Source organism: Cellvibrio sp. pealriver, assembly GCF_001183545.1.
Taxonomy (GTDB): domain Bacteria; phylum Pseudomonadota; class Gammaproteobacteria; order Pseudomonadales; family Cellvibrionaceae; genus Cellvibrio.
This window is the reverse complement of the sequence record NZ_KQ236688.1, coordinates 1,558,236-1,584,301: the sequence shown is the minus strand read 5'-3', so window position 1 is coordinate 1,584,301 and position 26,066 is coordinate 1,558,236. Positions and strand designations below refer to the sequence as shown.

The 26,066-nt window shown below is 45.8% G+C and carries 19 protein-coding genes; 11 read left to right on the top strand and 8 right to left on the bottom strand.

Features of this window, described 5'->3' with window-relative positions:
- Positions 1-141: 141 nt before the first annotated feature.
- Complete coding sequence (locus VC28_RS06665; RefSeq protein WP_049629959.1) at positions 142-354, bottom strand: bacterioferritin-associated ferredoxin; 213 nt, start codon at positions 352-354, stop codon at positions 142-144.
- A 371-nt stretch (positions 355-725) separates the two neighbouring features.
- On the opposite strand from VC28_RS06665, the gene VC28_RS06660 reads away from it, so the two are divergent.
- The 7 genes from VC28_RS06660 to VC28_RS06630 all read left to right on the top strand — a co-directional run bounded on the left by VC28_RS06660 (position 726) and on the right by VC28_RS06630 (position 10,465).
- The gene (locus VC28_RS06660) at positions 726-1,328 is read left to right on the top strand and encodes a peroxiredoxin (protein WP_049629958.1); all 603 of its coding nucleotides are present in this window, start codon (positions 726-728) and stop codon (positions 1,326-1,328) included.
- Between the two features lie 72 nt (positions 1,329-1,400).
- Positions 1,401-2,090, top strand: a complete 690-nt coding sequence (ung, locus tag VC28_RS06655; RefSeq protein ID WP_049629957.1) for a uracil-DNA glycosylase — start codon at positions 1,401-1,403, stop codon at positions 2,088-2,090.
- A gap of 354 nt (positions 2,091-2,444) precedes the next feature.
- Positions 2,445-5,435, top strand: a complete 2,991-nt coding sequence (locus VC28_RS06650) for a TonB-dependent receptor (RefSeq protein WP_049629956.1) — start codon at positions 2,445-2,447, stop codon at positions 5,433-5,435.
- An 83-nt stretch (positions 5,436-5,518) separates the two neighbouring features.
- Positions 5,519-6,232 (top strand): SapC family protein, encoded by a 714-nt coding sequence (locus VC28_RS06645; protein WP_049629955.1) that lies wholly within the window; start codon positions 5,519-5,521, stop codon positions 6,230-6,232.
- Positions 6,233-6,287: 55 nt separating this feature from the next.
- Positions 6,288-7,778, top strand: a complete 1,491-nt coding sequence (locus tag VC28_RS06640) for a tryptophan halogenase family protein (protein ID WP_049629954.1) — start codon at positions 6,288-6,290, stop codon at positions 7,776-7,778.
- A gap of 82 nt (positions 7,779-7,860) precedes the next feature.
- Entirely contained in the window at positions 7,861-9,420 is a 1,560-nt protein-coding gene (locus VC28_RS06635) for a tryptophan halogenase family protein (protein ID WP_197085490.1), read from the top strand.
- Positions 9,421-9,433: 13 nt separating this feature from the next.
- The gene (locus tag VC28_RS06630; protein WP_053094164.1) at positions 9,434-10,465 is read left to right on the top strand and encodes a cupin-like domain-containing protein; all 1,032 of its coding nucleotides are present in this window, start codon (positions 9,434-9,436) and stop codon (positions 10,463-10,465) included.
- Positions 10,466-10,565: 100 nt separating this feature from the next.
- Here the strand turns inward: VC28_RS06630 and VC28_RS06625 are convergent, their stop codons facing one another.
- Together VC28_RS06625 and VC28_RS06620 are read right to left on the bottom strand one after the other, a co-directional pair.
- Complete coding sequence (locus VC28_RS06625) at positions 10,566-11,420, bottom strand: pirin family protein (protein ID WP_049629953.1); 855 nt, start codon at positions 11,418-11,420, stop codon at positions 10,566-10,568.
- A 58-nt stretch (positions 11,421-11,478) separates the two neighbouring features.
- Positions 11,479-12,078: an FMN-dependent NADH-azoreductase gene (locus VC28_RS06620; RefSeq protein ID WP_049629952.1), complete on the bottom strand. Its 600-nt coding sequence runs from the start codon at positions 12,076-12,078 to the stop codon at positions 11,479-11,481.
- Between the two features lie 137 nt (positions 12,079-12,215).
- Between VC28_RS06620 and VC28_RS06615 the strand changes: the two genes are divergently transcribed.
- Positions 12,216-13,154, top strand: a complete 939-nt coding sequence (locus VC28_RS06615) for a LysR family transcriptional regulator (RefSeq protein WP_049629951.1) — start codon at positions 12,216-12,218, stop codon at positions 13,152-13,154.
- A 57-nt stretch (positions 13,155-13,211) separates the two neighbouring features.
- Here VC28_RS06615 and xthA read toward each other — a convergent pair whose 3' ends face one another.
- The 4 genes from xthA to VC28_RS06595 all read right to left on the bottom strand — a co-directional run bounded on the left by xthA (position 13,212) and on the right by VC28_RS06595 (position 18,266).
- The gene (gene xthA / locus VC28_RS06610; protein WP_049629950.1) at positions 13,212-14,021 is read right to left on the bottom strand and encodes an exodeoxyribonuclease III; all 810 of its coding nucleotides are present in this window, start codon (positions 14,019-14,021) and stop codon (positions 13,212-13,214) included.
- 100 nt (positions 14,022-14,121) lie between these two features.
- Positions 14,122-16,224, bottom strand: coding sequence for a carboxy terminal-processing peptidase (locus tag VC28_RS06605; protein ID WP_049629949.1), 2,103 nt, complete (start codon positions 16,222-16,224; stop codon positions 14,122-14,124).
- A gap of 329 nt (positions 16,225-16,553) precedes the next feature.
- Positions 16,554-16,952 (bottom strand): hypothetical protein, encoded by a 399-nt coding sequence (locus VC28_RS06600; protein ID WP_049629948.1) that lies wholly within the window; start codon positions 16,950-16,952, stop codon positions 16,554-16,556.
- A gap of 237 nt (positions 16,953-17,189) precedes the next feature.
- Positions 17,190-18,266, bottom strand: coding sequence for a 3-deoxy-7-phosphoheptulonate synthase (locus VC28_RS06595; protein WP_049629947.1), 1,077 nt, complete (start codon positions 18,264-18,266; stop codon positions 17,190-17,192).
- Between the two features lie 412 nt (positions 18,267-18,678).
- Between VC28_RS06595 and VC28_RS06590 the strand changes: the two genes are divergently transcribed.
- From VC28_RS06590 to VC28_RS06580, 3 genes are all read left to right on the top strand, one after another.
- Positions 18,679-20,880, top strand: a complete 2,202-nt coding sequence (locus VC28_RS06590; protein ID WP_231591667.1) for a patatin-like phospholipase family protein — start codon at positions 18,679-18,681, stop codon at positions 20,878-20,880.
- A 355-nt stretch (positions 20,881-21,235) separates the two neighbouring features.
- On the top strand, positions 21,236-24,127 hold the full coding sequence (locus VC28_RS06585) for a di-heme oxidoredictase family protein (RefSeq protein ID WP_049629946.1): 2,892 nt from the start codon (positions 21,236-21,238) through the stop codon (positions 24,125-24,127).
- Positions 24,128-24,224: 97 nt separating this feature from the next.
- Positions 24,225-24,923: a PEP-CTERM sorting domain-containing protein gene (locus VC28_RS06580; protein ID WP_049629945.1), complete on the top strand. Its 699-nt coding sequence runs from the start codon at positions 24,225-24,227 to the stop codon at positions 24,921-24,923.
- A gap of 131 nt (positions 24,924-25,054) precedes the next feature.
- Here VC28_RS06580 and VC28_RS06575 read toward each other — a convergent pair whose 3' ends face one another.
- Positions 25,055-25,987, bottom strand: coding sequence for a D-hexose-6-phosphate mutarotase (locus VC28_RS06575; RefSeq protein ID WP_231591666.1), 933 nt, complete (start codon positions 25,985-25,987; stop codon positions 25,055-25,057).
- Positions 25,988-26,066 lie beyond the last annotated feature (79 nt).

The following is a 26,066-nucleotide window of genomic DNA, read 5'->3' as shown; positions in this document are numbered from 1 at the left end:
TTTGCTTCGTGAGAAAGAAATTGGAGGAAGTGTGATCCTGAACGGGTGGGGTGTCAAGCGAGGAGGTTTTTATAAGTTGTTGATGTATAAAGAAATTTAGATAAAAATAACAATGATTTTAATTGCTATTCAGGTTATAGATCAGGCGACTGCATAGAATTGCGGCAAGCCATTGATCATAGGTGCTTCGCTATTGAGTGCTTCATCCAGAATTTCGCGGGTCATCGAGGAGCATTTACCGCATTGACTTGCAACACCTAATGCTTTGCGCAGCTGCCCAATAGAGCTGGCGCCATTATCGATAGCAGCTTTGATTTGACGATCAGTAATACCTTTGCATAAACAAACGTACATGGGAAATAACCTGAATTGCGTGTTGTTTAACCGAAAATCATATGATCAAAATTTAATGCTAATGATAATTTATGTCAACAACTTTTGAGATGAGTTCTTATTTGAAATGTTTTTTTGTTCGTTAATATAACCTAATCGCTAAAAATGGCGGGTGACATCAACTTTTAGCCATAGCGATAGTCTTTGGATGGTTATATAGAAAATCAATATGACACGCTCCCTCGGCTGTGTATGATAGCGGCGCACTATCGATAAATATCAGCCGATCAATAACTGGCCATAAAATATTCATACAAATTGAATAGATTTACGGTCGCTGAAAGCAGGTATTTATCCCACCGATTAACCTATCAACCATCAGGAGTATTGTTATGGGCGTATTAGTAGGTAAAAAAGCACCGGATTTCACCGCAGCAGCGGTATTGGCAAGTGGCGAAATCGTAGACGGTTACAACTTTGCAGCTGCCACCAAAGGCAAAAAAGCAGTTGTGTTCTTCTATCCACTGGACTTCACTTTTGTATGTCCTTCTGAATTGTTGGCGTTTGACCACCGTGTAGAAGAGTTCAAAAAGCGTAATGTTGAAGTTATCGGTGTATCAATTGACTCTCAGTTCACTCACAACGCTTGGCGTAACACTCCTGTAAATGAGGGTGGCATCGGCCCGGTTAAATACACACTGGTAGCTGACGTTAAGCACGAAATTGCTAAGGCATACGACGTAGAATCAGCTGATGGCGTTGCTTTCCGTGGTACTTTCATTATTGATGAAGCGGGCGTAGTTCGTTCGCAAATCGTTAACGATCTGCCAATCGGTCGTAACATTGATGAAACCATTCGCACCGTTGATGCATTGATTTTCCATGAGCAGCACGGTGAAGTGTGCCCAGCGGGTTGGAAAGACGGCGACAAGGGTATGGATGCATCACCTGCTGGTGTTGCCAAGTACTTAGCTGAAAACGCTGATAAGCTTTAAGTTTTACTTTTAGTGTTTAGTCTTGTAAAAAGCCCGGCTCAATGCCGGGCTTTTTATTTGCGGGAAATCAATATGTCTGCTGTCACCAAAAAAATAGACCTCCATCCCAGTTGGTTAATGCATCTTTCCAGCGAGTTTGAGCAGCCGTATATGCAACAACTCAAGGCATTTTTGCTCGCGGAAAAGCAGCAGGGCAAAGTGATCTATCCTGCATCTAAAAATATTTTCAACGCGTTCAACAGTACGCCGTTGGATCAGGTCAAGGTAGTTATTCTGGGGCAGGATCCATATCACGGGCCTAATCAGGCGCATGGATTATGTTTTTCCGTCCAGCAAGGCGTTCCTACACCTCCTTCTTTGCAAAATATGTACAAAGAATTGCAACGGGATTTGGGGCTTCCAATCCCATCACATGGATGTTTGCAATCATGGGCAAACCAGGGGGTTTTGTTGCTCAATGCGACCTTGACAGTTGAGCAGGCGAGAGCGGGTTCTCATCAAGGGCGAGGTTGGGAGATGTTCACTGACAGGGCTGTCAAATTGGTCAATGATCAATGTAACAATGTTGTTTTTTTATTGTGGGGAAGTTATGCGCAAAAAAAAGCAGCATTTCTTGATGCGCGCAAACATCTTATTTTAAAAGCTCCTCATCCATCTCCATTGTCTGCACACCGCGGATTTATTGGCTGCGGCCACTTTTCAACAGCGAATCAATACTTGCAAAAGCAAGGCAAAAATCCAGTTGATTGGCGTGTCTTATAGTCAAAAGACTGATTTTATATTGTTTTTCTGACTATAACTTGTGTTTGGTTTTTCCCACTTATCTTTACAATATTTCTATTTTTAAATAATTGACAGCGCTGTCACATGGGAGTAGTTTTGCGCACAAATTGCTTGGTGGAGGTGCGGGTCTCTGCTTGGCAGTCAGAGTGGACAACAAAAAAATATCGCAAGGATGTTTGGGCTTGCCCTTTAAATAACGAAAAACAAGAGTGCTTTAGAGAATTCATCTTCGTCACTGAAGGTGATCATATTTGGATAAACACCTTTACGGTGTTTATCCAAGTATGCGTGTACCGGAAAACATAATTCCTGACGATAAAAAAGGAGAGCTTCATGTACAAAACGATAAGCTTTAAGAAAAAACTTCTGGCCACTGCAGTTACAGCTGCAGTAGCCAGTCTCAGCGGCATGACTTACGCACAAGACGATTCTGTAGAAGAAGTAATGGTTACAGGTATTCGTGCATCCGTTGCTCAGGCGATGGACACCAAGCGCAATGCGGTAGGTGTTGTTGATGCCATTTCAGCCGAAGATATCGGCAAGATGCCTGACTCCAACCTTGCTGAATCACTGCAGCGCATTTCAGGTCTCTCGATCAATCGTTCCGATGGCGAAGGCTCACAAGTGACCGCTCGCGGTATCGGTGCTGAATTGAACATGGTGACCTTAAATGGTCGTGTGATGCCAGCGGTTGCCAACAGCAATACTGGTGATTCATCAACGCGCGCCTACGACTTTGCCAACCTCGCTTCTGAGTCAGTGTTCGGCGTAGAAGTGTACAAAACGGGTCGCGCTGACGTTGCAACTGGTGGTTTGGGTGCAACGATCAATATCAAAACTCTTCGTCCTCTGGAAGCAGGTAGCCGCGCCTCTATTGGTGTAAAAGCCATTCAGGATGAAACAGTGCGCTCTGGTGCGGGTGATGAAATTACCCCTGAAGTATCTGGCATGGGTTCTTGGGTGAATGATGAAGATACGTTCGGTGTAGCGGTGAGCGGATCGTATCAGCGCCGTGACAGTTCCAATGCGAATAACTTTGTAAACAACTGGGCGAATTTGAATACTTGGGATGATACATCTACAAGTCGTTTCAAAAGTGGTGTTGTAATCAATAATGCACCTGACAATGGCGACTTATACGCACTGCCAACAGATCTTCGCTATGAAGTTCAGGATAATAAGCGTGAGCGCACTAATGCCCAAGCGATTATTCAATTCAAGCCAACCGAGCGTTTAACCACAACTCTGGACTACACTTTCTCTGAGCTTGATCGTGTTTCCGAGCGCGCACAGCAGTCGGTATGGTTTAACGTAGATGCTATCTCTGAGCTCACCTTTGATAACGGCGCAGTACGCACACCTGTTATTTATCGCGAGTCTTACCTCACCAACGGTGTCAGCCGCCTGAAGGACGTGTCTTTCGCAGCGGGTCATGTTGATTCGTTAACGCAAAATAATTCATTAGGCCTGAATGTCGCCTTTGAAGTGAATGATCAGTTGAAATTAACGCTTGATCATCACAATTCAAGTGCGAACAACAACAGTCAGGGTATCGAAGTTGGTTTGAACGCTAACATCATCACCAGTGAATATGTGGATTGGTCTAAAGACATGCCACTGATGAGTGTAACTACTGACGATTGTATTTTGCGTCAGCGCGCTCCTCGTGATGATTATTACAGCGGTAACTGTAATGGTGTGATTGATGGTGGTGATGTTAGTGGCGCTATGACTAACAATCCTCGTTCGCACACTCGTACTGAAATTGAACAAACTCAATTGATTGGAGAATTTCAATTCAATGGCAGTGGTTTCTTCGAAAACGCCGGGTTGAAATTTGGTATCGAACAACGCAAAGATCTTAACAGCAGCCGCGCATCCGGTGACAATCGTCAAGGTGTGGGTAACTGGGATGGTATAGATCCGGCAGAGTTCCCTGATCAATACTTCGAAAGCCGCGATTTTGGTAAAGACTTCCCTGATTATGGTTCAACCACTAAAGATGATTTGTTCTTCGTTGGTGTTGATGCGAATTTGCCAAAAATCATCGAGACTGCCGAAGCGATTAATGCGAGTGGAAAGTATCCGCAAGATTTCTATGGCTTCGTGAATGGCAAAGTCCAGTGGAATGGTATTTATACAACTAACCGTACTATTGAAGAAGAAAGTAAATCCGCATTCACGCAATTCAATTCCAATTTTGAACTGGGTGGTTTGGAATCAAATTTGGTAGTCGGTTTGCGTTATGAAGAGACTGATGTAACTTCATCGTCATTGGTCAATGAGCCAACCATTTTGTGGTGGGAAAGTGACAACGATTGGTCCGTTGTTTACGCGGCAGAAAAAACGCAACAAAGAAAAACTGGTTCTTACGATTATCTGTTGCCAAATATAGACTTTGACATAAGCCCGACAGATTCACTGAAATTGCGTTTCTCTTACAGTGAAACTATTGGTCGTCCGAGCTACGCGGATTTGCGTCCTGATGTTGGTTTGAACAGTTTATTGCAGCGTACTGCTAACGCAGGCGATGCTGGTTTGAAACCAATGGAATCGCAAAACGTTGATGTGTCTGCGGAATGGTATTACACCGATGACAGCTACGTGTCATTGGGTTACTTCCGTAAAGATGTCGATGGATTCATTGGTACCCAGATTTTTAATGAAACTGCCTACGGTCTGCGTGACGTACGTTTGGGTCAAACCGCGATTGCCAGTGGTATTCCTCAAGTGAACGAAGAGGCGCTGCATACTTACGTATTGGCAAATTCAGACCCGGCATTTATTTCATCAAATGGTCGTTGGGTTCGTGCTGACAATGATGACCCGCTGTTGATTTGGCAAGTAAACAAGCCGGTAAACGACAAATCAGCGGTAATTGATGGTCTTGAAGTTGCTGCACAGCATTGGTTTGGTGAATCTGGTTTCGGTGTACAAGCTAACTATACGATGGTAGATGCAGATGTTGAGTTCGACAATCTCACCACTGCTGGCCAGTTTGCGATGACAGGTTTGTCGGATACTGCCAACGTTGTTGGTTTCTACGATAAAGATGCATGGCAAATTCGTTTGGCATACAACTGGCGTGACAGCTTCTTGTTGAGCCGTACCGCAGGTGGTGGTAATCAGCCGCAATACGTTGAAGCCTACTCACAAATCGATTTGTCTATTGGTTATGAGTTCAGTGATAACCTGACCTTTACTGCAGAAGGCATCAACGTCACTGGTGAGAACTATCGTACTCACGGTCGTTCAGAGGCGCAGTTGTTGTCGCTGGAAGATTTGGGTGCTCGTTATCAAGTTGGCTTGCGTTACACTTTCTAATTGGTAGGAAGTTTGTAGCAAAAGACAAGCAAAGCCGCTGGTAACAGCGGCTTTGCTTTTTGTAATGTCGGTGAGGATTTTTTATGGCTCAATATGAATTGTTAAATAATATTGCGCACAAAGATTTGCGTATTGTCACTCGCCGTGGTGGGGAGTTGGGTGATGCGATAGGCGGGTGCGCGGTATATCCCACAGAATTTAATGAATTACAAAAATATTATCCGATATTGTTTCAGCGCACAGAAGATGGTTCCTGGCTAACGATTGTGTTGTTTGGTTTTGAAGCAAATGAAAACCTGTTTTTATCAGGTGATCAGTGGCTTGTACCTTATATTCCTGCGGTGATTGATCGTGAGCCATTTGTCATCGGAATGCAGCAACGCCCATCAGGTGTGGTTGAGCCTGTTGTCTATGTGGATTTGGAAAGCCCCCGTATTGCACACGACGGCCAAGGTGAACCCGTGTTTTTGCATTACGGTGGCAATTCACCCTATCTGGAAAAAATAACGAATGTGCTCTCTGTTGTGCATGAGGGAGTTGCGGAAGCTGACAGAATGTTGGCGGAGTTTACCCGTTTGGACTTGATTGAAAATATCAAAATAGAAGTTAATTTTTCCGGTGGCGCGCATTATGAAAACAATCGCTATGCAACTATCAGCAAAGAAAAGTTGATGGCGCTACCAGATGCCGAGATTATTGCCTTGCATCGTTCCGGGTTGTTGTGTTATGCCTATTTAATTATTGGTTCTATCAGCAATATCCAACAAATGGTGGATATTAAAAATAAGCGAATCTGATAAAAGCGACGATTGTTTCGGAATTATCAAGCTGCATTATTTGGATTAAAAGACCATGCAAATAATAAAACGGGTTGTCATTGTGGGTGGCGGGACTGCAGGCTGGTTGGCGGCAGCGGCGATAGGAAAAATATACCAAGGGAAAGTCAGTGTTACCTTGCTTGAGTCTGATGCAATTGGGACTGTCGGTGTCGGTGAGGCGACTATCCCGACTATGATTGCCTTTCATAAACTGATAGGCATTCCTGAAATGGACATGATGCGCGCCACTAATGCGACATTTAAGTTAGGCATCAACTTCAAAAATTGGGGTGAAATAGGCGAAGACTATATTCATGCGTTTGGTCAGGTAGGGAGAATTTTCTGGGCAGGCGAATTCCAGCATTTTTGGGCGCGAGCAAGAGCATTCGGTGATACAACACCTTTTGGTGCTTATTGTTTTGAGCACGAAGCCGCACGTGCGGGAAAGTTTGCAATATGCGACAACCCTGCGTTGAATTATGCATTCCATTTTGATGCGGGGCTTTACGCAAAATACTTACGGAGTTTTAGTGAGGGGCTTGGTGTTGTTCGCCAGGAGGGGAGGGTTGATCGTGTTGAACAGGATGCAGTGTCTGGTTTTATTACCCGTTTGCATCTTGATGATGGAAAAATTCTTGAAGGTGATTTTTTTATTGATTGCACTGGTTTCCGGGGGCTGCTCATCGAAGAAACGTTAAAAACAGGATACGAAAATTGGCAGCACTGGTTACCTTGTGACTCTGCTCTTGCGGTGCAAACCCACAAGACTGCACCTGCCACTGCGTACACAAGTTCAACCGCGCATGCATTTGGTTGGCAATGGCGTATTCCGTTGCAAAATCGTACTGGCAATGGTGTGGTTTATTCCAGTGAGTTTACTGATCGCGGTTGGGCCGAAAAAACACTCGCCTCTCATTTAGATGGAGCTATGTTAACTGAACCACGCTTGATTCAATTCAAAACAGGCCGGCGCAAATTAGGTTGGAATAAAAATTGTGTCGCACTTGGGCTGGCTTCAGGTTTTCTTGAGCCATTGGAGTCAACCAGTATTCATATGGTGACATCAGGTTTGATTCGTCTGCTGCGCTTATTTCCGCTGCGAGGAGTGCAGCCTGTATTGGTTGAGGAATATAACCGGCAGTCGCGTGAAGAAGCAGAAAGCATCCGGGATTTTATTATCCTTCACTATCATGCAACGCGCCGCAACGATAGTGAATTTTGGAATTATGTACGCACTATGCCAGTACCCGATACGCTTCGCCATCGCATGGAGATGTTTAGCGAAAGTGGAATGGTATTTTTAGGCGGGGATGAGTTATTCAGAACCAATGGATGGAGCCAAGTGCTTATTGGTCAAGGTGTAACGCCAAAAAACTATCAGCCTATTGTTGATAACATGGCGGATGATGAGTTTAAAAATTACATGAAAGGGTTTCGTAATCATATTGCAAAAAATCTGGAATTACTTCCTCGCCATGAAGATTTTATTGCGCAATATTGCGCCATTAAAAATAACTCTCTATAAAAAATGTGTGACATGGATTGTGCAATTGACTGCACATTCATATACGCCTTGGTTGCTATGCATTAATTAAAAGATATTGATTATGAACAATTATGTTGAACAGATCATTATTGTAGGTGGCGGCACTGCCGGGTGGTTGTCCGCAGGTTTGTTGGCGGCTGAATTCAAAAAAAATAACTCTCCTATCAAGGTTGCCTTAATTGAATCTCCAGATGTCAGTACGATTGGTGTAGGCGAGGGTACTTGGCCATCCATGCGTGTAACACTGCGCACAATCGGAATTTCTGAAACTGATTTGGTGCGCGAATGTTTTGCTTCTTTTAAACAGGGGTCTAAGTTTGTTGGCTGGCGAACCGGTGCGCCCAACGATTTCTATTACCATCCATTCTCAATGCCAGTCGGTAATAGCTTGCGCGACAGTGTTGCTATGTGGAAAACGTTTTTTCCTCATAAGCGATACGATGAGATCACCAATATACAGTCGCGAATTTGTGAAGAGGGTTTGGCTCCCAAGCAATTATCGACTCCGGAATATGCCGGGGTATTGAATTATGGTTACCATCTTGATGCAGGAAAATTCGCAGAGTTATTAAAGTCACACTGTATCAATAATCTTGGCGTGACTTATATTCGTGATCATGTGATTGCAATCAATTCGTCTGATAATGGTGATGTGGCATCGCTTAATACCCAGCATCATGGTGCAATTTCAGGCGATTTATTTATTGATTGCAGTGGCACTCATTGCCTGTTGATTGGTGAGCATTTCAATATTCCTTTTATTGATGCACGCGCCTATTCAATGAACGATAGGGCACTTGCAGTACAAGTTCCCTATGCAACTGCCGATGCGCCTGTTGCGAGTGCAACCATTGCTACTGCTCACACGACGGGTTGGACATGGGATATAGGTTTGTCGAGCCGTCGTGGTATTGGTTACGTGTATTCCTCTTCACATGCAAGTGATGAACAAGCAGGCGATTCGCTGGTTGCTTATTTACGTCAAACGATTGATGAATCTGCCATAAGATCATTGAACTTTCGTACGCTTTCCATAAAGCCGGGATATCGCGAGAAGTTTTGGCATCGCAATTGTGTGGCTGTTGGTATGGCTGCCGGTTTTATTGAGCCGTTAGAGGCTTCGGCGCTGGCGTTGGTTGAACTGTCTGTTTCTATGATCCGGGATGAGCTGCCTCAAAGTGCTGTTGCTATGGATATTGTTGCGCGGCGATTCAATCAGGTGTTTACCTATCGTTGGCAGCGAATTATTGAATTTCTTAAATTGCATTATGTTTTATCTGAACGGCGTGATTCTGAATATTGGCAAGATGCTGTGAACCCAGCTGCTATTCCCGATGGATTAAAAGAATTACTTGAATTGTGGCGTAGGCGTATTCCATATGAACGCGACCTTTTACACACTGAAGAAATATTTCCGGCGGCCAGTTATTTATATGTGCTTTATGGCATGGGTTTTTCGACCGAGTTATCGACAAAGGGCAGCGCATTATCCGAACTGGAAAAATCCAAATTGCTGTTTGATGATGATTACAAAAAATTTGATCGCTATGCGGTAGCTGTAACCTCAACGCGAAAATTACTATCTTCGATCATGCAGTCTGGATTGAAAAAATCCAATTGATAGGGGGGAGTCTATGTCAGATGTCCTGAAAAAAATCACTCCACTTAAAAAGACACTTTGTGTTGCTGATGTGAATCCTGAAAATATATTGGCTGCGTTAGGTAATGCCGGGCAGCCTATTATTCTCAAAGGGCTTGTGAGTCATTGGCCTGTTGTACAAAAAGCGCTGGAATCTGACCAGGCAATTTGTGATTACTTGTTATCGTTTTATCAAGGGCAGCCGGTATTATTTTATGAAGCAAAATCGGAATCAGGCGGGCGTTTTGCCTACACGATTGATGGCAAAAACCTTGATTTCAAAACCCAACGTGCGCCGTTGAATTACATATTTGATCATCTTCTGAATGCCAAGCAACAGGTTGATCCCGATATTGTTTATGTTGGTTCTACAGCTGTTGACCGCTATTTGCCGGGAATGCGTGAGCACAATGATTTGCCTTTACAGGGTTTGAATCCTTTAGTCAGTATTTGGCTGGGGAATCGCACAAAAGCAGCCACCCATTTTGATTCACCCGATAATATCGCTTGCTGTATTTCCGGCCGCCGCGTATTTACATTATTCCCACCAGACCAGCTAGAAAATTTGTACATCGGCCCATTGCATCTCACCCCTTCAGGGCAAGCGATCAGTTTGGTTGATTTTGATAACCCTGACTTTGAAAAATTTCCGCGCTTTCGCTACGCACTTGAACATGCACAGGTGGCAGAGTTGGAGCCCGGTGATGCACTATTTGTTCCTTCTATGTGGTGGCATCAGGTGGAATCAAAACAGGATCTCAATGTGTTGATCAATTATTGGTGGCGCAACGATAAGCCTTTTATGGATTCGCCTTTGAATGCATTGTTTCATGCAATTCTTTCTATTCGCGAGCTTTCCCAAAAAGAAAAAGAGGCATGGAAAGGCTTGTTTGATTATTACATTTTTTCGGAGCAAGCTGAAAAGTACAGTCATATTGCGGAAGGGGCACGAGGATTTTTAGATCCTTTGGATGAAGTCTCGGCGAGAAAATTGCGCGCGATTATCAATAATAATCTGAATAAATAATTTACTTTTCGTCCAGAAGACGCTTGCCAGTATAAAAAATACGGCAAGCCGTTGTTATTGGCTTGCCGCGTAAAAAGGTAAAACAAAAAAGAGGTGATGATTACTCTGCCGCAAGCGTTCCTGCACGATAGTCCTGAATCGCTTGCTCTATTTCATCGGTCGTATTCATAACAAAAGGGCCGTATTGCACTATGGGTTCTTTAATGGGCTTGCCCGAGATCACCAAAAAGCGTGTGTCATCACTGAGCGCCTGAACACTCAATTGATCGCCTTTACCCAGCAACCCTGCATTGCCTTTGGTGAGCTTTCGTTTGTCTTCACCAATCGCAACTTCACCTTCGTACACATACAAAAATGTATTGTGATCTTCGGGTAGTGCATGGTGGAACTCAACCTGATCCGGCAAGTGCACATCCCAATAAATAGCTTCGGTTGTTAACCCTTGTATGGGACCACTGATGACCTTCCCGTTAATAAACGCAGTGTTGGCAATCACTTTGATTTGCCCACCGTTAGGTAAATTCGCAACAGGAATTTCCGCAGAAGGAATATCACGATAATGTGCCGGTTTCATTTTCTCTGCTGCAGGTAAATTCAGCCATAATTGAAACCCTCGCATTAATCCGTGTTCTTGCTGCGGCATTTCCGAGTGAATAATTCCCCGTCCTGCTGTCATCCACTGTACATCACCATTGCGCAGATGGCCTTTGTTGCCCATATGATCCTCATGCAACATATGGCCTTCGAGCATGTAAGTGACTGTCTCAAAACCGCGATGCGGATGCGCAGGAAAACCGGCAATATAATCATCGGCGCTTGAGCTGCCGAATTCATCTAGCATTAAAAATGGGTCAAAGCGTGCATGCTGATGCTGGCCAAGGCTGCGTTTTATGCGTACACCAGCACCATCACTGGTCTCGCGGCCTTGCAGGATTTGCTGTAACTGGCGTTGCATAAAAAATCTCCTCTGTTGTTACATGTTGGTAATATTGCGTAACAAAATGCCCTATAAATCAGGCGGCAACCTCATGGGCAATTTCTGCTTTTGCAGCATCAAACGCTTGTTCTTTTTGCCCCATGTTCAAACCTTCTGCGTAAATAAAATGCACATCTTTCAAGCCGACAAAACCGAGGAAATTTGTCAAGAATTGGCTTTGGGTATCACTCGCTTGGCCTTTGTGCACACCACCACGTGCCGCAATAATGTAAACAGGTTTATTGGTGAGTAATCCAACCGGGCCTGTCTCGGTGTATTTAAATGTTACACCGGCGCGCGCTATATGGTCGAAGTAGGCTTTCAGTGTCGATGGCACTCCAAAGTTGTACAGGGGAACACCAATCACGATTGCATCAGCTGCTTCTATTTCAGCGATGATCTTGTCGGAGTAATCCACAACGGCTTGCTGCTCCGCAGTGCGGTTTTCTGCGGGTGTAAACAGCGCCTGTACACGGTTTGCGTCCAGATGCGGAACAGTTTCTTTAGAAAAATCGCGCACAATGACATCGCCGGTTGGGTTTTGCGCTTTCCAGCGTTGCACAAATTCCTGACTCAACAGACTGGAGTTGCCATTGTCGCCAAACAAACTGCTATTGATTTGTAAAAGAGTAGCCATGTTTTGATCCTCATCATTTAAGTGGCTTGATTGCCATGAATCTATTAAATGATTTGACCATCAAATGATAAATAGCGATATTTAGCGGTATATGATCGAATAATTGAATGAATCAACCGTTTTCTGAGAGGGCTGTGATGACACAAGAGACAAATCTATCCACTGCTGTGGCCATCACAGAGAATAAAGTGACGCTGGAGCAATGGCGGGCGTTGCTGGCGGTTATTGATGCCGGGGGCTATGCCAAGGCGGCAGAGTTGCTCAATAAGAGCCAATCTGCTGTTTCTTACGCAATTTCCCAGCTGGAAACGGCATTGGATGTCAAAGTCTTTCATCTTCAGGGGCGTAAAGCGGTAGCAACTCCTGCGGGTGAGCTGCTGTATCGCAGGGCAAAGCAGCTATTGGAGCAAGCGGTGCGGCTGGAGAAGTCTGCTGCATGCTTGTCTGTGCACGTTGAGCCGCTGGTGAAAATCGCTGCGGATATTATTATCCCCCCAATTTTTATCCTGCAGTGTCTGGAGATTTTTGCAAAAGACTTTCCTGATACTCGCGTAGAAATATTTGAGTCTGTGTTGAGTGGGACCGAGGATGCACTATTGCAGCGACAGGTTGACTTGGCTATTGGGGGGCGTGTTCCGCCGGGGTTTATGGGGGAGAAATTGGTGACAGTAATAATGCACGGTGTGGCAAGCCCCGGGCATCCTTTACTGCAGCTGGGGCGCCCCGTGAATCATGAAGACATGCGCCAACACCGCCAGATTATTGTGCGTGATTCCGGTCAGTATCGCCGCCGCACCGAAGGGTGGCAGGAGGCTGACCAACGCTGGACGGTAAGTCATATCAAAACATCTATTGATGCTATACGCATGGGGCTGGGCTATGCATGGTTACCCGATGCCTATACCTATGACGATATTGCGGCGGGGCGATTGAAATATTTGCCCGTTGAAGTTGGCTCAGTCAGAGAAGTGACTACGTATTTAACCTTTGCTGACCGCGATTTTGCAGGCCCCGCCACGCGACATTTGGCGGAAGTCCTCAAAGAACATCTACCGAAGATGTGCAGTTATTCATAAAAGCCCATGTGCAAAACGGCAAGTAAAAAAATCGGCTTTTCGCCGATTTTTTATTTTCTATTTTAACTCGACCCAAATAGGGCAGTGGTCAGATGGTTTTTCCATTCCACGTATATCGTAATCGATCCCTGTATCGACACATTTATCGAGCAGGCTTTTTGTCATGAGGATTAAATCAATGCGCAGGCCACGTTTTGGCGTATCTTCAAAACCACCACTACGGTAATCAAACCAACTAAAAAAACCGTTACAGTCAGGATTTTTTTCCCGATAGCTATCTTTCAATCCCCAGGCTAATAAATCATTTAGCCATTCGCGTTCTTCCGGCAAAAAGCTGCATTTTCCTGTGCGCAACCAGCGCTTACGATTTTCTTCACCAATACCGATATCCAGATCTTGATGGGAGATATTCATATCGCCCATAACAATAATGTGTTTTTCCGGATTTTCTGCTGTTGTTAAATACTGCAATAAATCAGCATAAAACTTCCGTTTGGCTGGAAATTTGACAGCATGGTCACGGCTTTCGCCTTGAGGGAAGTAACCATTCAGGACAGTAATTTCTCCAAGAGGAGTATCAAAAACTCCACCAATAAAACGACGTTGTGCATCGTCCGAATCGCCGGGGAATCCTTTGATGACTTTTTTGAATGGATAACGTGAGAGGAGTGCGACGCCGTAATGGGTTTTTTGGCCAAAGTATTCAACATCGTAGCCTAACGCATTAATACTTTCTAAAGGGAAATCCGGATCATTGACTTTGGTTTCTTGTAAGCCAATAAAATCTGGCCGATGTTTTTCAACAACTTCTTCCAGTTGATGCATTCGAGTACGGATACTATTCACATTGAAAGAAACTGCAATCATAGTTGGACCTTATATATTCTGAAAAAAACACCCGAGCATTGCTGATCGGGTGCATAGTTGAAAATAAATAATGATGAGGTTAGCGAAATTTGACTAATTATTACTGAGTAGCAACTTTCTTTTCTGGCGTTTTTATTTGATCAATAAAATCCGCCAGTACATGGCCTGCTTCCGTTAAATAAGGATCTTCTTTTGGATTAATTTCTTTATCCTTCTCGGGTACCTCTTCTTCCTCGTCACCGCCGTTCGCTGCCTTTAGTGCGGAATAATCGGTATATGGCTTTTCACCTTTGGCTATCCGCTTTTGATTTTCCATATCCAGTGCACGTTTTTCCATTTGCTTTTGTTCTTCCTGACGTGTTGCCAGCCTTAACGAAAATGTTTTCTTTTCAGATGCCTCTTTAAACATTGCGCTTTGTTTATTCAGGAAAATAAAGTCCGGATCTTTCGCCATACGCTCCTGATGCTTGGTTTCAATGGTCGGCAAATATTTGCTGATATTGTAGTAATTTTGATGCGGAGCAGGGTGGATACGATCCCAAGGTAAGGCATTGTCATAACTGCTTTCGCCGATTTCGGATGGATCAAGCAGGCTCGGTAGTTGTACATCAGGAATCACGCCGCGATGCTGGGTACTATCGCCTGAGATACGATAAAACTTTGCCTCCGTAATTTTCAGGCGACCGTGTTTTAAATCGACAAGATTTTGTACTGAGCCTTTTCCAAACGTGGTTGAGCCAATAATAATTCCGCGACCATAATCCTGAATTGCGCCAGCAAAAATTTCAGACGCGGAAGCGCTCAGGCGGTTAATCAACACTGCAACAGGTGCGCGGTATACAGCGGGTTGGTATGCACGATAATTGCGTGAAATAGTGTCATCGCTTTGGCGAATTTGCACAACGGGGCCCGGGTCAACAAACAAATCCGTTAACATGGCCGCTTCCGGCAGTGAGCCACCACCGTTATCGCGCAAGTCAATAATGACACCGTCGACTTTTTCTTTATTGAGCTCGGTCAACAAATTATAGACATCGCGTGTGGTGCTTTTGTAGTTTGGATCACCCTTTTGGTAGGCTTCAAAGTTCATATAGAAAGTGGGGATGTCAATAACACCAATTTTAAATACTTTGTCACCTTCTTTAACTTCAAAGACTGCTTTTTTAGCAGCTTGGTCTTCCAGTTTTACGGTTTCACGTTTAATGGTAATTTGTTTGTTGGCAGTTGCTGTCGGATCGGCTGGAATCACTTCCAGACGGACGATCGTACCCTTGGGGCCGCGAATCAGTTTTACTACTTCATCCAAGCGCCAGCCTACGACATCAACAAATTCACCATCGGCACCTTGCGCAATCGAAACAATTTTATCATTCGGTTTTAGCTGGCCTTGCTTTTGGGCAGGGCCTCCCGCTACCAAGCTGCTCACTTTGGTGTAATCATCGTCACTTTGTAATACAGCACCAATACCTTGCAGTTCAAGTGACATGCTGATGTCAAAATTTTCAGCGTTTTCTGGCGATAGATAATTTGTGTGTGGATCATACAGCGTGGTCAGTGAATTCATCATCACACTAAAGGCTTCTTCTGCGGTTTGCTGTTTCAGACGGCGCAGTTGATTAGCGTAGCGTTTACGCAAATTTGTTTTGCTTTCTTCGTAAGTTTTACCAGAGAGCATCGAATTCAATAAATTGGACTTTAAATACTTGTTCCACAAACGATCCGCTTCAGCGGAATTAGCTGGCCATTGCGCTTTCTCCCGATCAGTGTCAATCGATTCCTCTACCTCAAAATTAAATTTGTTTTGTTTGTCATCCAGTGTTTTGATGACTTTATCGAGGCGCGAGATCATGCGCTCATTAAAACGATTGAAAATAGCAAAACTGTTGTCCAGATTTCCTTTTTTGAAATCGTCATCAAATGTTTTACGGTATTTTTCAAATTCAGCGATATCTGATTGAAGAAAGAAGTTTTTGGCGCTATCGAGTGATTCCAGATATTCATCGAAAAATCGCGATGAAAGGGCATCATTAAATTCCTGATCGCGATAGTGCTCACGATCAAGCTTCTGCACCAGATCAATTGCTGCTTTACTTTGTTCACTGGTAGGTTTTAGCTCCAGCGGTTGGTTGGCAAAATTCAGGGAAGAAAGGCTAAACAGGAGGCTGAACAGTGTAAATTTCAGTGATCTAACAACAATTTGCATAAGGTGTGTCTCAACAAAGTCAAAAGCATGCAGTGCACTTGCGTCAGGTTATAAAGTCATCAAAAGTAGCCTGATATTAACCCGGCCTCAGTGAGTGGAGGCGTAATCTGTGTGTGGCTTACTATAGCGGAATTGCACGCGTAAAGGCAGGTTTGGCGCTGATCCCTGTGTTCTTTTCCATTCGGGAGTTCGTTTTAATCCCGGGGGTCTTTTTCATCACTGCCAAGTTCTGATCTTTCTTCAGGCAAAAAGTTTCGTCAGTTGCGTCATTGTGTATTTGAAGTGAGAAAAAGGAACGGGTTTGACTGCACCGTTTTGAGCAGTGGTGATTAGCAGGTTGTACTGCAATCAAACATCATTTGCATAAAGTCTGCTTGATCCGGGCTGGTAATCCGTGTGGGAGCAACTTGTGTAACCTGGCGGTTTTCCCATTTATAGTCGTAACGTGTAAATACCAGCTGACCATCTGCAAGCTCGTCTGCACTGACAACCATGCTTTGGTAAGGCGATGTTTCAAGAATATCCAGAAGCTCACGGATGGTGGTTTCAAGCCGGTTGGACCCGAGTAATTCATGAGGGCCTTTATGGCTGACAAAAATGTAGTCACAACCCAGCATGGTACTCAGGCTTAGTACAAACTCGCCGCGCTCGACAGCCTGAGCCACATCAAAAGTGTGGGTGTTTTGCGATCGCGTTGTAAATTGTTGGGTTGGTAGAGGAGAGGCCATCTTTTGCTCCGTAGCGTGTAGGTTATTGTTCTATTTGCATCCGGCGACTGCTGGCTGTCCTGAGCAGTAAAAATCTAACAGTCACATGGTTAAAAAACCATAGCTGGAGGTAATTAAATGTCGATAAATTTAACAGTTTTTTGGTGTGGTGGTTCTCAAAAATGAAATAAAAAAGCAGCCATAGGCTGCTTTTTTATTTTCAATCAATAAGTTGCAATAAATTTTTAATGTGATCGATTAAGAGTTGGCTCTGTTTTGCAGTGCCGCCTTAATAGTGTCACGCATTTTATGCAGGGCTTTTTCGGTGGTTTCCCAATCGATACAAGCATCTGTAACCGATACCCCGTATTTTAGGTCGCACAGGTTAGCCGGAATATTTTGGTTTCCTGCTCCGATGTTGCTTTCTACCATCAAGCCGATAATGGATTTGTTGCCTTCAAGTATCTGATTGGCCACATTTTCCATAACCAGTGTTTGCAACTCATGGTTCTTATTGGAGTTTGCATGGCTGCAATCTACCATGATGTTAGGCACCACTTTGGCTTTGGCCAATTCTTGCTCACAGAGTGCGACACTGACGGAATCGTAATTGGGTTTGCCATTACCTCCGCGCAGTACGACATGGCCATAGCTATTGCCGCGTGTGTGGATAATCGCCACTTGCCCTTCGGTATTGATACCGAGGAAACGATGAGGCTTCGATACCGACTGCAGGGCGTTAATAGCGACAGTCAGGCCGCCATCAGTACCATTTTTAAACCCTACTGCAGATGAAAGGCCACTCGCCATCTCACGGTGTGTTTGCGATTCAGTAGTGCGCGCACCAATCGCAGACCAGCTAATCAAGTCATGCAGGTATTGTGGCGAAATAGGGTCAAGCGCTTCAGTTGCGGCTGGCAAGCCCATTTCCGAAATATCCAACAGTAACTGGCGACCAATGTGCAAGCCTTCTTCAATTTTGAAAGAATCGTCCAGGTATGGATCATTAATCAAACCTTTCCAGCCTACAGTCGTGCGAGGTTTTTCGAAGTAGACGCGCATGACTACATAGATAGTGTCGCTTACTTCGTCAGCCAGCTTCTTCAGGCGTTGGGCGTAATCTTTCGCTGCTGCAACATCGTGAATAGAGCAGGGGCCAATTACGACAAAAATGCGATGGTCTTTGCGATCGAGAATATTGCGCACTACTTCGCGCCCATTGGTGACAACTTCACGGGCTTTTTCTGTCAGCGGGATTTTTTTCTTGAGTTCTGCTGGGGAAATCAGCAGTTCTTGTGAGACCACATTCAGGTCATCGACTTGGATATTAGGCATGATTTATTCCTGGAGAAAACGATACGAGGCCATTCTAACGAAAAACAACTAAAAAGTGGGATGGTTTTTTTAATAAACAGGATAAATAAAGACAATTTTGCTGTTTTTTCACGTTTAATGAGGAAAATAATATGTTTGCATAGCTAAAAACGAAAATTTATATTCTCTCATTCCGTAAAATAGCTTTTTTTAGAAACAACTATCCTCTTAATTGTTTTATTTGCGTTAGCTTGATTATCCGAAAAGCATTTTATGAGGTTAAAAAATGATCTTGATGTGATCGCCCGGTTAAGTTTAAAAATGGAAATTTTTGCCGGATCTTGTGTTAGGTGGATTGTTGTATCAATCTCACGAATAGTTTGTTGGCTGGGAATTCAAAGGACGCACTGTGTATAAAAATAGGTTTGTTCGGGTGATTGTTTTTTTTGTGCTCGCCTCCAGTCGGGATGCATATGCTGATCTGGGTGCTCATCCAGAAGCATCGGTGGAGTCGCACGATACTGTACCTCGTACAGCATTGGTGCTGGGCGGCGGCGGTGCAAGGGGGGCTGCCCATATAGGTGTGCTTGAAGTGCTTGAGCGCGAACGCATCCCGGTCGATTGCGTCGTAGGTACCAGTATGGGTGGGTTGGTCGCCGGGTCTTATGCGGCCGGGTTATCGCCAAAACGGATGCGTAAAAAGCTTGCGGAAGCGGATTGGACAGATATTTTTCTGGATGTTGCTGACTACTCGCAGTTGAGTTATCGCAAAAAATACGTCAGCCAACGCTATTTGCCGGGCACTGAATTGGGGTTGACGGACAGGGGGCTTCAATTGCAATCCGGTGTGGTTGCAGGGGAAAAGATAAAGCTCTTCTTTAATCAATTGGTAGATGCTGATTTAGGGGAGCGTGAAATCCAACAACTTTCCATGCCGTTGGCCATAGTGGCGACAGATATAGGCACCGGAGAGCGAGTTGTATTTCGCGAGGGAAGTTTGACCCAGGCGATGCGTGCGAGCATGTCCGTGCCGGGTTTAATGGCTCCTGTAGAGTATGAGGGGCGCAAGCTGGTAGACGGTGGATTGGTTGATAACTTACCCATAGGGGTAGCCCGTGAGTTGTGCGGAGCCACGCGGGTGATTGCCGTGAACGTCGGTTCTCCTTTGCGCTCACCGGATAACATAGGTTCCCTGCTGAGCGTGACTGTGCAGATGATCGGCATTTTGACCAAGCAAAATGTCGAGCGCTCCTTAGCAAGCCTGACAGGCAATGACATTTATATAGCCCCCGAGTTAGGCGATATAAAATCGTCTGACTTTGCCCGATATGAGGAGGCGGCCGATATTGGTAAGTCTGCTGCCGAGCAACAATTGTCTTTGTTGAAACAGTGGGCGGTCAGTGAACAGGAGTACAGTGCATGGAAACGCGACTATAAGGAGCAGGATGTTCCCGCTGTGCATATCGATGAAATTGTCATTGCGCCACTCAAACGTATCCATCCTGATTTTGTGATGCGACAAATACATCAAGAAGCGAATCAGCCTTTGGATCGCGTGTCATTAGAGCGTGACCTGATTCGTACCTACGGTGATGGTTATTATGAAAATGTGGATTATCGGATAGTTAAAGAAAACGATCGGCACGTCCTTGAGATCAATGCACGCGAAAAACCACAAGGATCGGATTATTTCATTTTCGGATTTTCGATTGATAACGAATATCGATTAGGGTCCAACTTTAATTTTCGTGGCGCTTACCGAAATACCTGGCTCAATGCATATGGGGGCGAGTTTTTTGCCACCATGGATTTGGGTGGCAGACCATCGATAAAGCTGGATTTTTATCAGCCACTCAATTACCAGCAAAGCTATTTTATCGAGCCTGTTTATTTCAGCAGCAGGGATGACATCAGTATTTTTATCGATGACGACCGCATTGCGGATTATCGTCTGGATACTGCTTACACCGAGCTGATGCTTGGGCGCAATTTGGGGAGTTTTGGACAGGCTAAGCTGGGGTGGCGTGAGTATGATGTAGATGGTAAAGCTGATCTTAGTGCTGTGGTTTTGCCCGATGTCAGCAATACCTATGGTGGTGCTTTATTTCAAATCCATTTGGACCGCCGTAATCGGTTGTATTTTCCCTCTCATGGGTGGCGCGCTGACATCACCTATTTTGAAACCCATCAAGATCTTGAACCCTATAAAAAATTAACACTCGATTTGGGTGGCGCTTACAAATTGGACCAATTTGTAGTGGGGGCTCGTGCTTCACATATCACCTCATTGTCAGGTCAACTGCCTATTTATGATGCCGTGATGCTCGGTGGTTTTCTTAATATGTCCGGGTATGCCCGCAACCAGATTCTGGGTGACGATGCACTCTATGCGCACCTACGTGCCGAGCGTATTGTTGGCCGTATGCCGCTGGGCTTAAACGGCGACATGCGCTTGGGTTTGGGTTTGGAAGCTGCAAGACTGGAGACAAACTACACCATAACAACGGGCGATGAATGGTTGGACTCGGCTGTGGTGTACTTGGGAGGGGAAACCCCATTGGGGCCCCTGTACTTAGGTTATGGATTTACGTTTGAGGGGGATTTCAACTTTTATTTGCAATTGGGGGCTCTCTAGCACAGAGCGCTCCTTATATTGAGCCTTGCATAGTCTCAAGTCATGTTTTTCTGCTGATGAACCTCGTGCCACTTTATCGTTATAGGTATTGTTGTGTGGTATCTACACAGTACTGGTAACGCTTCAAGTTCTATTAAGTGATTGAAATAATTTGGTTTTATTTTTGTAGCGCAGAAGTATTAGCTGAATTTGGTTTCATGCGCTGCTGCTGCGTTGAATGAGACGACAAAAAAATATTGGCTGTTAGCATAAAACTGTGAAAGCAGTCTCGGTGGCGCATCCTCTCTTACCCCCTGCCTGCTGTCACGTTTACGACATTCCCTGTTAATAACGACATAAGGCACCGGGGTAATTTATGAATAGGCTATCAATCAATCGCAAAAAACTGTCTTTGCGCAAAAAACTGTCTTTGGGTGGTTTGGCCCTGATCGCTACCGTTACGTGCGCAACAGGATTCGCCCCCATCGTTTCAGCTCAAACCAATAATTCCAGTATTGCTTCGTCGGTTGCCAGTGTGACTGGTATCTCCCAGACGGGTACAACAGCCGCCCAACTGTATGTGAATACAACTCATTGGGCAGATGCTCATTACATCATCAACGGTGGCGGCCAGCTCAATGTGGCTATGGTGTTACAAGATGGTCGCAGGGTTGTAAACCTATCCAATTTACCCGCCGGTGCGACGATCCAATATCGTTTTACGTATTTTAATGGCAGTTTTGCGGTGGATTCGCCTTGGGCAACTTTTACTCTGGGTAGCTCATCTTCCAGCTCAGTACCTTCTTCTGTAACGAGTTCGTCAGCTCCCAGTTCGATAGCTCTCAGTTCAATAGCACCGCCCAGCTCTGTAGCACCAAGTTCAGTGGCTCCCTCCAGTGCGAGCGCAGCTTCGAGCAGTTCGGCTGCAAACGGCATTTGCCAAATCCAGCAAACCGGCGCGAGCAGTGCCACCGTCAATGTGGCAACCAGCGGTTGGGCAACCTTGCATTACTCGGTTAATGGTGGTGGTCAGTTAAATGTGAGCATGAACCAATCCGGTGGCAATAATAGCTATGTGATCAACGGGTTGAGTGCAGGTAACCAAATCAGTTATCGCTGTACTTACTGGGATACCGCAGCCGGTTTTGCCCGCGAAACCGCAATGGCCAGTTTTACGTTTGGAGCCTTAAGTTCATCCTCCCAGCCAAGCAGTGCTGCACCAAGCTCCAGCAGTATCGCGCCAAGCTCCAGTAGTGTTCCCAGTTCCAGTGTTGCGCCGAGTTCAAGTCCTGTTGCAAGCAGCTCAAGCAGCGTGGCGAGCAGCATCGCTCTGGGTAACATCACTCCGTTATTCAACCAAAGCACAGCGCTTGAACCAGTCATCCAATATGACCGTGGCGATGCGTTGGTAACGCGTATTAGCGACCGTGGCCGCGACCGTCACGCGAAAGAAAATCACTTCCAGGCATACGATCATTACCTGACTTTCTACTGGGAGCAGCGCACTGCAGCGATTGAGATCGTCGATTACGTTGCTAAAGGTGGTACCAAAATCGCGATGAATGTGCGCGCCGAAGGGCTGTTGGATTTCGCGCAAGCAGAAAACCGTTGGTGGTACGTCGGCCGCAATACATTGGCCGAATACTGTGGCAATGGGGTTATGCAGCGCGTCAACGTGCCCGGTGATAGCCGCTTCCACTACTACAAAGAAGATAGCTGGAACTGCCGCGAAGGTCGCGCTATCCAGATGGGCGACAAAATGGAATTCGAAATTAGCCAGTTCCTCGATAAAAACGGCGTACTGCGTGGACGTGATAACTACTACGGCACTACCTATCTTTACATCGTAGGCCAAGGCTTGGTTCCCTGGGATGTCACTGACCGCAATGCATTCGTGGGCGGCTTGTTCAAACAACGCGACTCTATCCCGCTGCCAGTCAGCGCCCGTTTGGGTGGCGATACCACATTGCATGTGCAGATGACCGCTGAGCCAGACGGCCACTTCCAACAAATGGCCAACAATTTGGGCTACGAGAATGGCCAGCCATTTGTACTGGGTCGCCGTGTACACCACACGTCTTTTGTCGATGGCACTCACGATGAAAGCAGCGAGAACGGTGTTTTTGCTGAAATGGTCGGTAAAGCGGGTACCCGTTATATCAATGATCGTTGTGCCGATTGTCACGAGCGCAATGGCCGTGCTGAAGTGGCGGGCACTGGGCAGTCTTTGGATAAGTGGGTGTTCAAAGTAGGCGATCAGCTGGGTAACACTCATCCGTTATTGGGCAAGGTGCTCCAGCCTTTGGCAAATGGCGGTGAAACCAGCGAAGGTGCTGCCGTTATTGCTTCCTGGACCGAAATGAACGGCCTGCGTAAGCCTAACTATCAATTCACTGGTGTACAGCCAGAGACTTTCTCTGCTCGTCTTGCTCCGCAGTTGGTCGGTATGGGGCTGCTTGAAGCGATTCCCGAATCAGCCATTCTCGCGAATGAAGATGTCAATGACAGCAACAACGATGGCATTTCCGGTAAAGCGCAGCGGGTAATTGACCCTGTGACGGGTGAAACCCGTCTTGGCCGGTTTGGTTACAAAGCGGGGGCGGGCAGCCTCAAGCACCAAATTGCTGCTGCGTTTAATACCGATATGGGGGTAATGACCAGCGTAATGCCGAATCCTGATTGTGGTTCCAGCCAAACCAATTGTGGTTCGAGTGGATCAGAGCTCGCCAATCAGCATCTGGATAACCTCGTCAAATACGTTGCACTGCTGGGTGTTCGCGGCCAACGCGATTACAACAAGCCTGAAGTTATCCAGGGTAAGGCGTTGTTTGAGTCGATTGGCTGTCAGGGTTGCCATACACCCAGCTATGTGACCAGCCAATATGCAGCTTTCGCCGAGTTACGCAGCCAGGCTATCCAGCCATACACCGACTTGCTGTTGCATGACATGGGGCCTGAAATGGCCGATAACCTTGGCGAAGGTGAAGCGTCTGGTGCCGAGTGGCGTACCGCGCCTTTGTGGGGATTGGGTGTGTCGGCCTGTGTAACCGGTGGTGTGACTGGTGTGCGTGGCAATGCGCCAGCGTTCGGTCTGGATGGGCAGGAAGTGTGTGTACCTAAAGAAAGTTACCTACACGATGGCCGCGCACGCACTATCGAGGAAGCTATTCAATGGCATGGTGGCGAAGGGACAAACTCTCGCGCCAACTACAACGCACTTTCTCCAACGCAAAAAGCCGCCGTACAGGCGTTTTTGAAATCCTTATAACGTCGTGCTGTTAAGGAGTTTGACTCCTTGCATTTGGGGCTTCGGCCCCTTTTTTAAATGTTTTATCAACCAAAACTAGATCTATCGGGTAGGGCTTATGAAAATGAAGAAACTGTTTGCCGCATTTGCACTGAGTGCATGTGCTTTAGACGCCTCGGCGTGGATGGTCACCTTCTCGGGGACCATTGATTATGGGTTTGATAATACGGGGGTATTTGGAACCCCCGGTCTGAATTTGGTGGGGCTGTCATTTACCCAATCCATCACTGCCAATACCGATCCAACCCAATGGACAATTGCTTCGGGTAATTCGTTTTTTCAGGAGATGTCCGGCTTTGGTCCTGCATTCACCAATACGGTTACCGTTAATGGGCATAGTGTGACATTTGATATTGATGCAACATCCTACGGTCGCCAAACCCTGTTTGATCAGCTATCCACCCAAAATGCCGGGCAGGATTTGCTCTGGACTGAACAGAGAGGCTTGGCCGATAACGGTGATGTGGTGTGGGGCCAGCAATATGCCTTTAGTAATACCAGTCCATTTGTGCCCAGTTTGGATTTCAACCAGTCGATTGATCACTCTGGTGCAGGGCTGACATCCTATGCGCACTTCACCATTACAGGTGCTAGAAACGCACATTTTTACTCCTACAACAATTCGTTTGTAATCAACGATATTCCGGTGGTTAACCCACCTGTAGATGTACCGGAGCCTTCAGTATTGGGCTTGCTGATGAGTGCATTGGGTTTGGTAGGGTTGGTGAGATTGCGTAAATCGCGCAAGACCGTTTAAGCAGTTTTTGTTCGGGTTGATCAACAGGGAGGTGGTTGCCAAACAAATGGCCGACAAGGATGTAACAAGCAGGGCAGCAATGCCCTGCAATCATGGTATGTTGAAATAGTATGTTGAAGTAGTATGTTGAATTAGTCGATTTGTTTGAATTCCATCCACGCTGATTGGCTTGTGCCTGCAGGCAGATGCCATTTCTCCCCCAACACCGCACCACGCTCTACACAGATATAAAATTGCTCGTTCCCTGCACCAATATCTTTGATACCCGCAGCCGCTTCTGCCCCCGGATTCCAGGTGACAACACTTGGGCAATTGTGATGGGTGATTTCAATCGAGGGCGAGCCTTTGATGATGACCGGGTTTTCTACTGCAGGATAAACACGGTCTACTGGCGCAGGAAAACTGACATCGCCGGTTTGGTGTTTTTTAGCGTGTTGCTCAAAGTTATCTAAATAATCCCTGTCAGCCAAACCCAACACACGCACATCAGCTAAATTGCGCACGCGGTGATAATTGTGCATCGCCCAGCTGCAATCAAAATCTTCCGTATCAGTGTTGTTTATCGTGAGCTCCAGTTTCGCACTCTTGCCTAAGGTCATGCGTAGCTCTGCAGAAAAATCGTACGGAAAGAGGTTGTTTGCATCGCTTAAAAATAAAAATTCCAGCTCGACGGAACCATCACTTAAAAGATGGGCATCGCCCAAAGACCAATAGTTATTTCGCGCAAATCCGTGTTTGGGTTTGGTCGGGTCAGTTTGGTTTACACCAAACCAAGGCAGGCACAAAGGAACCCCGCCGCGCAGTGCTACGCCGGGGGTGAAATCACAATTTGGGCTCAGCCACAATAACGGGTCGCCGTCAGTGGTTTTGAATTCAAGTAAATGCGCACCTTGCAGTGCGATAACCGCACTGCACAATCCCGTTTCTACTACCAGTAATGGAAGTCCTGCACCGGGGTAATCAGGGTACTGGGCTTTGCTGGTGGTCAAACGCAAAAAGCTGGATTTGGCCACTAATTGTTCGAGGTAGAGTGTACTTTGGGCATCGGGCATAGTGATGTGCATAAGGGCTACCATTTGTGTGATTAATAAGGGGATTCTATAGAAAAGCCCCGTCGCAAACAGCCAAATTTTTTGGTTTTGT

Bases quoted from the DNA above. Each gene is read 5' to 3' on its own strand.
- VC28_RS06665 (WP_049629959.1), bottom strand. From the start codon at position 354: ATGTACGTTTGTTTATGCAAAGGTATTACTGATCGTCAAATCAAAGCT.
- VC28_RS06660 (WP_049629958.1), top strand. From the start codon at position 726: ATGGGCGTATTAGTAGGTAAAAAAGCACCGGATTTCACCGCAGCAGCG.
- ung (WP_049629957.1), top strand. From the start codon at position 1,401: ATGTCTGCTGTCACCAAAAAAATAGACCTCCATCCCAGTTGGTTAATG.
- VC28_RS06650 (WP_049629956.1), top strand. From the start codon at position 2,445: ATGTACAAAACGATAAGCTTTAAGAAAAAACTTCTGGCCACTGCAGTT.
- VC28_RS06645 (WP_049629955.1), top strand. From the start codon at position 5,519: ATGGCTCAATATGAATTGTTAAATAATATTGCGCACAAAGATTTGCGT.
- VC28_RS06640 (WP_049629954.1), top strand. From the start codon at position 6,288: ATGCAAATAATAAAACGGGTTGTCATTGTGGGTGGCGGGACTGCAGGC.
- VC28_RS06635 (WP_197085490.1), top strand. From the start codon at position 7,861: ATGAACAATTATGTTGAACAGATCATTATTGTAGGTGGCGGCACTGCC.
- VC28_RS06630 (WP_053094164.1), top strand. From the start codon at position 9,434: ATGTCAGATGTCCTGAAAAAAATCACTCCACTTAAAAAGACACTTTGT.
- VC28_RS06625 (WP_049629953.1), bottom strand. From the start codon at position 11,420: ATGCAACGCCAGTTACAGCAAATCCTGCAAGGCCGCGAGACCAGTGAT.
- VC28_RS06620 (WP_049629952.1), bottom strand. From the start codon at position 12,078: ATGGCTACTCTTTTACAAATCAATAGCAGTTTGTTTGGCGACAATGGC.
- VC28_RS06615 (WP_049629951.1), top strand. From the start codon at position 12,216: ATGACACAAGAGACAAATCTATCCACTGCTGTGGCCATCACAGAGAAT.
- xthA (WP_049629950.1), bottom strand. From the start codon at position 14,021: ATGATTGCAGTTTCTTTCAATGTGAATAGTATCCGTACTCGAATGCAT.
- VC28_RS06605 (WP_049629949.1), bottom strand. From the start codon at position 16,224: ATGCAAATTGTTGTTAGATCACTGAAATTTACACTGTTCAGCCTCCTG.
- VC28_RS06600 (WP_049629948.1), bottom strand. From the start codon at position 16,952: ATGGCCTCTCCTCTACCAACCCAACAATTTACAACGCGATCGCAAAAC.
- VC28_RS06595 (WP_049629947.1), bottom strand. From the start codon at position 18,266: ATGCCTAATATCCAAGTCGATGACCTGAATGTGGTCTCACAAGAACTG.
- VC28_RS06585 (WP_049629946.1), top strand. From the start codon at position 21,236: ATGAATAGGCTATCAATCAATCGCAAAAAACTGTCTTTGCGCAAAAAA.
- VC28_RS06580 (WP_049629945.1), top strand. From the start codon at position 24,225: ATGAAAATGAAGAAACTGTTTGCCGCATTTGCACTGAGTGCATGTGCT.
- VC28_RS06575 (WP_231591666.1), bottom strand. From the start codon at position 25,987: ATGCACATCACTATGCCCGATGCCCAAAGTACACTCTACCTCGAACAA.